Origin of the sequence: Bacillus sp. SN1, assembly GCF_002796895.1 — a bacterium.
Taxonomy (GTDB): Bacteria; Bacillota; Bacilli; order Bacillales; family Bacillaceae; genus Bacillus; species Bacillus inaquosorum.
This window is the reverse complement of record NZ_PHIE01000002.1, coordinates 384463-395047: the sequence shown is the minus strand read 5'-3', so window position 1 is coordinate 395047 and position 10585 is coordinate 384463. Positions and strand designations below refer to the sequence as shown.

The window sequence follows — 10585 nt, the reverse complement described above, 5'->3', positions numbered from 1 at the left end:
ATGGAAAAAAACGCTTTTTTTCAACAGCTGGATGAACGAACCGATATCAGATACACAGACAGCGGACTGAAAATATTCAGATTGAAATTTCCCCGCGCAAACCTGCGGCTGTGCAATGTGAAAATCGATTTTGGGAGCCGGGATGTCCGCTTACAGGCAGAATCCGGTGACACGCAACTCCCATACGGCACAGCTCATTTTTTAGAGCATCTTCTCTTCTGGCATAATGGCCGCAATCTGTACAGTGATTTCTTTGCTCATGGCGCGCTTTTAAATGCGTTCACTACCTATACCGATACGAATTTTATGTTTACCTCATTGCCGGATCGGTGCAGACAGACGATCCCCATCCTGCTTGATGCGTTATCGAACCACTCATTTGACAAGCAGATGATCACTCAGGAAAAAGCTGTGATTACAAATGAAATTCAAACAGCACACCTCAATCATCAGCTCTCTTACCATTACCAGCTGATCAGCATGCTTTCTCCCGCCTCACCTGCTGCGGTCTTCCCTGCAGGCAGAATCAAGGACATTGAGGCGCTGGACATCCGTGATTTACAGAAAGCCTACAATGCCGCCTACAAGCCCCAGCGGATGACGGTGTTTTTGATTGGGGGCTTAGAAGATTCGGAAACCCTTTTGCCTCCTGATCTACGGCTAGAAAAGCGGCCAGATGAGAAAGCAGAGCAAAAAATCATATCCGCATGCCCTCCTTTCCTCTCGCAAAAAGAGGTGCTGGGTGATGAGGAGAGGCCTGAAGACACATGGACCGGACTGCAAATCGGCGCACTCCCCGGACAAAATGATCTGTTGACGTTAAAGCTTTATTGGGACATCGTGTCTCGTATTCTATTTCAATTCGGTTCGCCGTTTTTTCAAGAAATTCAGCAAACGTACCGCCTGGAAATCGATCGCTTGTCAGCCGAGGCTCACATGTATGAGGATGGCGGTTTTTTGATCCTTCACAGCCAAGGGGCGCATTCTTCGGCTTATGTCGATGTCGCTTCCTACTATGTCAGACAGCAGAAAAAGCAAATTGGGGCCTGGCTCCAATACGGCAAGGATTCCTTGACCGACGCGATCATTTATGACAGCGATTATGTGCGTAAATGCTTTGAATGGGCGGACGAGTGTGAACGGTTCGATTGCTCGTTTCTCGACATGTACCGCATCATTCACGATATGAATGTTCAGGATTTCTTGTCTCTCATTGATGCATTGGCATCTTCTAAAAAAGCGGTCATTCACGTTTCACAGAAAGAGGCGATCGGACAATGAGAAAAAGCACTGTCTTTACCGTGTTATTGCTGCTCGTTGGTATGGCGGCGTATTCCTTCGGCTGGGTTCAGGCCTTCGCCGAAGCCGCTGCCCAATATGTAAAGGTGATCAACAATGATGCTGTGCGGCTCGGACTGCTGGCTTGTATCGCTTCCGTCCTGATGCTGCCCGCTTTTCTCTATCTTCACTATGTCACCCAATCCGTAAAAAACATGACAGCAGCCTTTCAGAAACTCACACAGTCTCATCAAAGCTGCTGTGACTTCCAGCATCACAGATTGTGCAGCCGTTATGCCGACGATGTCAAATCGCTGCGTGACAGCTATAAAAACGTCCGCCAAGCATACGTGATGGCTGCTGTATTATGCCAAGTCATCATATTCGGCTGCATGTTCGAAATCGTCAAAGCCGTCCCTTTCCGTTTTCACACGCCCCCTGCCGTTTCAATGGGACTTGCGGTGTTGCTTGTTTTGTATTTATTGTTTTATATGCGAACGTACTTGATGCAGTTTTTCCAGCATGGCACCCTGTTCAGAAAAGTGCTTGTGGGAGTGCTGACAGGAGCCGGAATATGGTGGATGCTCAGTTTTACCATAAGTGAACTGCTGTTTCTGATCATCCTGGCAGCCATCCAGCAGATCGGGTCATTTATTTATAAACGATTGTCTTATCGCAGCTCTGCTTCTCTCGACCTGTGAAATAAGCTATATCGCTATCGCAGACGGACCGGCCCCAACCGGAATCACCGTCACAGCTGTATAATCACTCGTGCGGTACACGGTCACGGTATTGTCGTCGGGCTGTGCTGCATAAATGTACTGATTATCAGGTGTTACGGTGATGTCAGAAGCGCCGGGGAGAGAGGCAGTTGTTATAAAGGTATGCTGCGCTGTATCTACGACAGTGAGATTCTCCAGAAATGCCTCAAGGAAAAACGCACGAGTCCCGTCAGCAGAAAAAACAATTGTAATTAAACCGTCAAACAGTCTGTTAATTTGTGAAGATTCGCTAAATGTTGTCAAATCTATCACAGAAATGGCATTCGGACTTAGCTCACCATTTTCCAGATAAGCAAAATCTCCTATTATCGGGGTTACAATTAAATTTGGTGTTTCAAAGTTACTTAAACTTTCGATCAGCTGTCCGGTATTTAGGTCATATTTATTAACGACCCAAAATACAGAGTTGGTCGTATAGAAAAACTGTCCGTTAGGGTCTAGGGCAAAATCGTCCGCAGCGGGGGACACCGTGAATGTATTGGTAATGGTTTGCGAGGAAATATTAATTTCATAAATGGAGCTGCCCCCTGCGAGAATATAAGCAAATTCTCCCCCAGTTTTAAACTGGATTTTTCTTGGGGCTCCTGCAAGAGGGATGGTTTGTGTAACCGTTAATGTTTCGTTGTTAATGATCGATACAAGATTCGCATTCCTATGGAGAACATACGTATACGCTTTATCCAAGGTAACACCCAGATCAGTCGGGATATCAGATAAAGAAATGGTACTTACAAGAGTATTCACGTCAGCATCAATGACCGAAACCGTGCTGTCTCCAGTGTTTGCAGTAAACACGTAAGATCGCTGATCCGGCGCCGGTACAAGTACAATCGTCCCCGTCACTGATAAAGGGCTGCCGTAGAACGGCGGAACGACAACAAGGTTCTCGATCGTGATGCCACTGAAATCCGGGCAATCATCCGGGTTATCAGAATAATAGACGACTTGATCGATCTCTGCATTGTAAATGACAGAAACAGCCCCGTCCCCTTGTCCATATTGATTTCGTACAGGTGAGACACTGACAAGAAGCGTAACGGTCCCTTGCAGACGCACAGCATATTGAACACCGATATCTTCTGGTTCCGGCCCAGTCTGGATTAAGCAAGGCTCACTGATACAGGACAAATTGTCTGTACTCCACGTAACCGCTGCAGCTGCTTCGGCAGAATCAATAGTGAACCCCTCAGGAATGTCAATTGGCACTTGAAACAGCGCTTCTCGGCTGATCTCCTCATCACAAAAACAGAAACAATTTTCCTGTAAAGCTGAAAGATCATTTTTTTTCATAATTTCACGCCCTTTTAAAAATGCACAACATGCATTTGGTTAAATTGCAATGGCACTCGGTGAAACCCCAAGAGGTATGACAGTTTCCACAGAATAATCACCTGTGTTGTAAACCGTAATGCTTTGCTCTATAAAATGAGTTGCATACAGAAATTCGCCATTCGGGGTAAACGCAAAGTCATTTCCCCGTTGTGGAAGATTTCCTATTACGTCTGCACCACCTGGACTGACGGAATATAGATTGTGAGTGAAACCATCAAACAAATACACCTCTGATCCGCTCGTAAACATTAGATACTCACCTTCATACTCCAGCTCTTGGGTACTACTGATCGTAAAGGTATTTAAATCAATAATCGTCAAATAATTGAAGAAGTGATCTTCTTCTAATACATAGGCATATCGCTCCGGCGGCTTTGTTTCTATGGAATTTACAATAAGCTCTCGTTCAATCGTTCCTGTAACTTCACCGGTAGATAAGTCCACTTTTTGCACTAAACCAAAATCAAGAACATAGGCGAACAACCCATTGGGATCAATTGCAATATCATACCCTTCAACAAGAATAGACCTTTCTACAGTTGACGTTTCTATTCTGATCACATAAATGGCATTACCGGCGAGAACATAGGCAAAATCATGTTCAGGCACAAATTTAATTGTTTCAGGCGGCTGATCTAGCAGAATGGATGTATTAACAGTCAATGTGTCATAATCAATGATAGAAATCATATTTTTGTTGAAATGCAAGACAAACACAGAGTTTTTATCCGGGGTCATTTCAATACCTGTCGGCTCGAACGGTAGAGCAATCGTTGTAAACACGGCATGAGTGTTTGTATCAATTACAGAAACCGATTGATCATCTGGATTCGCTGTGAACGCATAAACGGGTTCCGGTTCCGGTACAAGCACAATCGTCCCCGTCACTGATAAAGGACTGCCGTAAAACGGCGGGACAACAACAAGGTTCTCGATCGTGATCTCACTGAGATCCGGGCAATCATCCGGTTCATCAGAATAATAGACGACTTGGTCGATCTCTGCATTGTGAATGACAGAAACAGCCCCGTTCCCTTGTCCATATTGATTTCGTACAGGTGAGACACTGACGAGAAGCGTAACGGTCCCCTGCAGGCGTACTGCAAATTGAACACCAACCTCATCAGGCTCAGGCCCCGTTTGAATTAAACAGCGTTCACTGACACAAGAAAGGCTGTCTGCATTCCATGTGACGTTTGCAACAGCCTCAGCCGGATCAACGACAAACCCCTCAGGCAATTCAATCGGTGCTTGAAACATTGCTTCACGGCTAGTTTCTTCCTCACAAAAACATAAACATTCTTCTTGTGTGACTCCTGCTTTTTCTTTAAAGGAAAGCTTATTTTTTCTCATACCTTCACTTCCTTTTCAGAAATACACTGCTCACGCAGATACAACAGAATATGGAAGGTGAATGTGTTTGCTTGTACAAATTGCCGAGGGTAAAAGTGGTTTTTCGAAAGTATTTCCTCCAACATGCGGTGTAACGAAAGAAAAAATTGCGGTTTTTTTGCGCTTCTCTTAAGGATGATAATGATAAAATATGACATATATAGAATAATGAAGGGAGGGATTTGCAAACGTGACAGGTGTCATATCTTCTTCTTCCGTCGGAGAAAAGATTAACGAATGGTATATGTACATACGCCGATTCAGCATACCCGATGCAGAATATTTGCGAAGAGAAATCAAGCAAGAGCTGGATCAAATGGAAGAAGATCAAGACCTTCATTTGTACTATTCACTGATGGAATTCCGGCACAACCTGATGCTTGAGTACCTTGAACCGCTAGAAAAAATGCGGATCGAGGAACAGCCGAGACTGTCTGATCTGCTGCTTGAGATTGATAAAAAACAGGCTCGTTTAACTGGAGTCCTTGATTATTACTTTAATTTCTTCAGAGGCATGTATGAGCTGGACCAGCGGGAATATCTGTCGGCTATTAAATTTTTTAAAAAGGCCGAAAGCAAGTTGATATTCGTTAAGGATCGAATAGAGAAGGCAGAGTTTTTCTTTAAAATGTCTGAGTCTTATTACTATATGAAACAAACGTATTTTTCAATGGACTATGCACGGCAGGCATATGAAATATACAAAGAACATGAAGCTTATAATATAAGATTGCTTCAGTGTCACTCTTTATTTGCTACCAATTTCCTAGATCTGAAACAATATGAGGATGCCATATCACATTTTAAAAAAGCTTACTCTATGGCGGAAGCTGAGAATCAGCCCCAATTAATGGGAAGAACATTGTACAACATCGGGCTTTGTAAAAACAGCCAAAGCCAATATGAGGATGCCGTAACATATTTCAAAAGAGCAATAGCTGTTTTTGAAGAATCTAATATTATTCCTTCCCTGCCCCAAGCCTATTTTTTAATTACACAAATTCATTATAAAATGGGAAAAATGGATAAAGCCCATGCATATCATAGTAAGGGAATGGCTTATTCTCAAAAGGTCGGAGATTCAATATATTTATCGGAGTTTGAATTTTTGAAATCTTTATACTTATCAGGCCCTGATGAAGAAGCAATTCAAAGTTTCTTTGATTTCCTCGAAAGTAAAATGTTGTATGCTGATCTTGAAGATTTCGCTCTTGATGTGGCAAAATATTATCATGAACGTGAAAATTTTCAAAAAGCTTCTGCTTATTTCCTAAAGGTGGAACAAGTAAGGCAACTTATTCAAGGAGGAGTGAGATTGTATGAAATTGAAGTCTAAACTATTACTCTCTTGTCTGGCCCTAAGCACTGTTTTCATCGCAACGAATATTGCAAATGCACCTACACACCAAATTGAAGTTGCACAGCGAGGAATGATTTAATGAAAACAACCGGTTTTTACCGGTTGTTTTTTTGTTAAATAAACAGCCAAGACAAGTTTCGTTTAAAATTCAAAATATTAATTACTAATATATTTTGAATTGGTTTCCCAATCCAGAAACATAGTAAATAAGAAAAATTTTATTATACATAAATAAAAAAGTTATTTACTTTTCCTTTTTTTTGAATTAATATATTATGTGACTTAAGTTCAGTATCACTTCAATTGAAGTTTAAAAATGGAGGATTTATTTTGAAAGTTCAATTCAAAAAAAGGATTAGTTTACTCATCATCATGTTTGGGATCGCAGTTTCCTCACTGGGTGTTACACAGGCGGTTCATGCAAAAGCAAATACGAGCGATTCAAGAGTGCATTTTACTTTCAGATGGTACAGCCCTTACGACTATACAACTGCTCGAAGAAAACAAAATAGAAGCTACATGTATATGCATCTCCTAAAGAAAGATGACGGAGGTAAATTTAATGTATGGGCAGAGGCAGATAAAAACGTTCACTCTGGCGGGCGCGACTGGCACAATGTATCCGGTGGTGGTACTCACGAAGGAACAGTACACCCGGGTCATACATACTTATTTTCCAACACTGCTGTTGAAAATTACGGGAGAAATGTACCCGTAAGGTTTGGCGGTTACAGCCGCAGCAATGATTCCTTCTCAACTGATTGGAGTCCTGACAGCGTAAAACCTAAGGGAAATTACACAATCTATTAATACCTTTCTCAAAACAAAGCGATCTTACATTAAACATGTAAGATCGCTTTTTAAGGTAAAAATAATATCCATTCTTCAAGATTTTTTATTAAAATAAAACTATCCAAAACTCACACAGAGTTTTAATAAAAAAAACAGGAGCCTCGCACATGATTTCTTTCTTTTTAAAGCGTTTATTGAAAAATAAAGAGATTTATTTCTCTTTATTCATTAGTATCGTTCTTATGATCGTCAGTTATCTAGGTATTCTCTTCTTTCATAAGAAGATCAATCTTCCTTATGAAATCCATAACTCACCGTTTTTATCGAATATTGCAGAAGGAAATACAACCTCAGCTCAGACTGTCTGGATTCTCATTCTTCCGTTATTAGCATCACTTCCAATGTCCGGTATGTACCGTGAAGATAAAAATACTGGATTTTTTATGAATGTTATAACAAAAACAACTAAAAAGAAATACTTCACAGTATTATTCGGATTGAATGTTGTGATTTCTTTTTTGGTTATTTTTTTACCGTTATTATTAAACCTTTACTTGCTGATGATGACATATCCTTTAGTAAATCCGGACGGAATCGTCAATTATATGGACCCAATCGTTTTGGGCGGAACTGATTTAGCAAACCTTTATTATGAAAACTCGCTGATTTATACTCTCATTCTATTTATACTAAATGGTTTGTACGGTGCCATTCTCTCTTCCATTGGATTAGCTTCATCATTTTTTATTAAAAAGAAATATTTTGTTTATATCATACCTTTCTTAATCAATTTAATAGGCTTTACTTTACTCAACAACCATTACAATCCAATGAAATATATTGTTAACGATGGAGGGTTTTTGAGTGTAGATAAGTTTATTTATTTGAACCTTAGCGTGTTCATTGCAACTACTTTACTTTATATGTGGGGAAAAAAACGCCGTGTTTTATTATAATACTCTAAAATCAACATTAAGAATGAAGTGGCCGGGTATCACCGTCGCATTACTGCTGCAGTTAATTGCTGTTTATTTCTTTTTTCATCAAGAAAATGGTAGTGATGATGGTTTTGTACTGGAAAATATTTTTTCCTATTGGCATCTCGTTTCTATTTTATGCCCTGCTGCCGTTGTATTTTCTGTTTTGATCTCATCCGATTACTTTTCAATTTATACTGTAATCCGAGTAAACAATGCTCCTTATCTAACAATGATATACCTTTTAAAAACACTTTTATTTTCAGCAGTATACGGGATTATCATTATGGGTGAATTATATACTTTATGTGTATTCAATGATACGGGACTATTGTATGTGACCCCGATATCTTTTATCACTCATGTGTTTGCATTTATTTTCATTTGTTATGTTGTTTCATTTATTTTACTGTATTTGAATCAAATCATTGTAGTTTTTCTATTCATTCTTTTATTTTTGATTGATTACCTTGCATGTAATGGTATGCTCTTTTTAAATGGTTTTGTGCTGGAATTTAGTGATTCGGCTGAATTATTATTGATTAGATTAGGGATTATGTTGTTATTATTCGGGATTTCTATAGAATCTATAAAGCGACGCAATTATTTACAGCAGGTTGAGGAGAAAGGAGCAAACTGATTGTCTATTATGAATATGCTGAAACGTGATATTGTCATGCGTTTCAATGAAAGTAAGATTACATACTTTGTCATTAGCTTAGCTATTGCCCTCCTTCTTTTATGCTTCCTCTGGAATAGCAATAAGACGGGACAGCTAGGCCATCAAAGTTTTTCCGACAGCCTGATCACACTATTTCATTCGATGAATTTCTTTGATCTACATATCTTATATACACAACATAGATTATCTATCCCTCTACAATGGATTAGTTTTCAAGTGCTGCCTTTGTTGATTGTGGGTAATTTTATGTTTCGTGACATTCAAATTTCTGGAGCTTATATCCTTCCAAAAATCCCTAAAAAAGGATTATTTATATTCAGCAAACTTTTGTCACTGTTTGTTCTGATTGTATCTATTTGGTGCGTATGGCTCTTTATATACATTATGTTATTTACCTCATTTAAAGGCTTTACAGCAGAACTGAACAGCAAGGTAATATTATTTATGTTAATTCAAATCTTAGTTTCGTTTATGTATGCAGTTTTGCTAGAAACTTTAACTTTCATGATATCTTTTATATCAGCATTTATTATTATTGTTGCTTATATTGTAATATCTATTTTTTTTCACAGCTCTTTATTTATCGCTTCATTTGCTATGGCTGGAAAGTGGGCTTTTATTGATTATTCGCGCATGAACGTTAACTACTCAGATGGTCGTTTTTTTCATGCCTCCGGCTTTTTATTAACTGCACTTATTTTCTGTGCAGCTTGTACTTTTATCAGCCTAGTTTTTATTAAAAAAACAGATATTTTAGGAGAGTAATTATGACGTCGTATATCGAGTGTAAAAATATAGTAAAAAAATTAAAGGGAAATCATGTATTAGATGATATCAGTTTTTCAATTAAAGAAAACGAATTTGTCGTGTTAAGAGGCCATAATGGATCTGGAAAGACAATGATTTTAAGAGCCATCGCCGGACTGCTAACATTAACAAAAGGCGAAGTTTCTGTTAACGGCCTCGTGATCGGAAAAGATATTGACTTCTCTGAACATACAGGTCTGTTAATTGAATACCCGAGCTTCATCCCTGTCTATTCGGGATTTCAAAATCTGAAATTCCTTGCTTCTATCAAGAAAAAAGTATCTGATGAAGAAATCAAAGAAGTAATAAGAAAAGTTGGGTTAGACCCCGAAGATAAGCGTAAAGTCAAACGCTATTCTTTAGGGATGAAGCAACGCTTAGGAATTGCTCAAGCAATAATGGAAAAACCCAAATTACTTCTTTTAGATGAACCAACAAATGCCTTAGACAAAAAAGGGATTAATCTTATACTGGATATCCTAAAAACCGAAAAAGAAAACGGCACAACGATTGTAGTGGCTAGTCATGATGATACACTATGTGAAAACAGTGTTGTCGATAGAATTATCGATATTAGTGAAGGTAAGCTGGAGGATGCAGATGAATAAGCGTTGGATTTTCTTTATTGTTTTATTAATAATAGTAACATTCAGCTGTGTTCGTTTCTATAAAGTGAACGCCCAAAATGATAAATACACTCCAAAAAATATTAATATTGCCGCAAACCAAACGATCGATACAGGGAAAGGAATAAAACTCCATATATTAAAACCATTAAAGCCGATTAAGTCATTTGATAAAGAAACAAATTCCATAAAATATATATACATTTTGCCTTTTAATGCTGAAAATACTTCTAATCACAAAATTACTCTAGAGGAGCTTTCACCGGACGGAAAAAACTTTTTATTTTTTGGTCAGTATCAATATAATAAACAATTGATGCCTTATAATTATGATTTGCCGGATAAGTATCAATTCAATACAGAGATTCCATCAGGGAAAACAGTACTAGGATATGTAGGATTAAGTTTGTATCCCGACGAAAAAGTAAATTATAAAAATTTCAATCCTGAATCATCAAAAGTATTTGCTTATTATACTGTTATAGACGACGAATCTAATAAAAGAATTTCTTATAAAATGACTTTAAATAATTAAAAGATGAAAAAGGGCCTGAATT

At 38.7% G+C, this 10585-nt stretch carries 12 protein-coding genes; 10 read left to right on the top strand and 2 right to left on the bottom strand.

Features of this window, described 5'->3' with window-relative positions; translation table 11 throughout:
* Positions 1-1281 (top strand): M16 family metallopeptidase, encoded by a 1281-nt coding sequence (locus CVV77_RS10725; RefSeq protein WP_100275371.1) that lies wholly within the window; start codon positions 1-3, stop codon positions 1279-1281.
* Positions 1278-1979, top strand: coding sequence for a bacteriocin biosynthesis protein AlbG (locus CVV77_RS10720; protein ID WP_100275370.1), 702 nt, complete (start codon positions 1278-1280; stop codon positions 1977-1979). Before CVV77_RS10725 ends, CVV77_RS10720 begins: the two co-directional genes overlap by 4 nt.
* Before the next feature lie 6 nt (positions 1980-1985).
* Here the strand turns inward: CVV77_RS10720 and CVV77_RS10715 are convergent, their stop codons facing one another.
* The gene (locus tag CVV77_RS10715; protein WP_100275369.1) at positions 1986-3350 is read right to left on the bottom strand and encodes a YncE family protein; all 1365 of its coding nucleotides are present in this window, start codon (positions 3348-3350) and stop codon (positions 1986-1988) included.
* Positions 3351-3389: 39 nt separating this feature from the next.
* Positions 3390-4745, bottom strand: coding sequence for a YncE family protein (locus tag CVV77_RS10710; RefSeq protein WP_100275368.1), 1356 nt, complete (start codon positions 4743-4745; stop codon positions 3390-3392).
* A 229-nt stretch (positions 4746-4974) separates the two neighbouring features.
* On the opposite strand from CVV77_RS10710, the gene rapF reads away from it, so the two are divergent.
* The 8 genes from rapF to CVV77_RS10665 all read left to right on the top strand — a co-directional run bounded on the left by rapF (position 4975) and on the right by CVV77_RS10665 (position 10563).
* Positions 4975-6120, top strand: a complete 1146-nt coding sequence (gene rapF, locus CVV77_RS10700; RefSeq protein WP_100275366.1) for a response regulator aspartate phosphatase RapF — start codon at positions 4975-4977, stop codon at positions 6118-6120.
* Entirely contained in the window at positions 6104-6223 is a 120-nt protein-coding gene (phrF, locus tag CVV77_RS10695) for a phosphatase RapF inhibitor PhrF (protein WP_003222023.1), read from the top strand. Before rapF ends, phrF begins: the two co-directional genes overlap by 17 nt.
* A 251-nt stretch (positions 6224-6474) precedes the next feature.
* Positions 6475-6954 (top strand): hypothetical protein, encoded by a 480-nt coding sequence (locus CVV77_RS10690; protein ID WP_088111881.1) that lies wholly within the window; start codon positions 6475-6477, stop codon positions 6952-6954.
* A gap of 149 nt (positions 6955-7103) precedes the next feature.
* Entirely contained in the window at positions 7104-7892 is a 789-nt protein-coding gene (locus tag CVV77_RS10685) for a hypothetical protein (protein WP_088111880.1), read from the top strand.
* Positions 7879-8553, top strand: a complete 675-nt coding sequence (locus tag CVV77_RS10680; protein WP_019259771.1) for a hypothetical protein — start codon at positions 7879-7881, stop codon at positions 8551-8553. The genes CVV77_RS10685 and CVV77_RS10680 overlap by 14 nt, the downstream gene beginning before the upstream one ends.
* 9 nt (positions 8554-8562) lie before the next feature.
* A complete protein-coding gene (locus tag CVV77_RS10675) occupies positions 8563-9360 on the top strand; it encodes a hypothetical protein (protein WP_250622081.1) in 798 nt (265 codons plus the stop codon).
* A gap of 2 nt (positions 9361-9362) precedes the next feature.
* Positions 9363-10010, top strand: a complete 648-nt coding sequence (locus CVV77_RS10670) for an ABC transporter ATP-binding protein (RefSeq protein WP_003235909.1) — start codon at positions 9363-9365, stop codon at positions 10008-10010.
* Positions 10003-10563, top strand: coding sequence for a hypothetical protein (locus CVV77_RS10665; protein ID WP_100275364.1), 561 nt, complete (start codon positions 10003-10005; stop codon positions 10561-10563). The genes CVV77_RS10670 and CVV77_RS10665 overlap by 8 nt, the downstream gene beginning before the upstream one ends.
* The last annotated feature ends 22 nt before the right edge of the window (positions 10564-10585 follow it).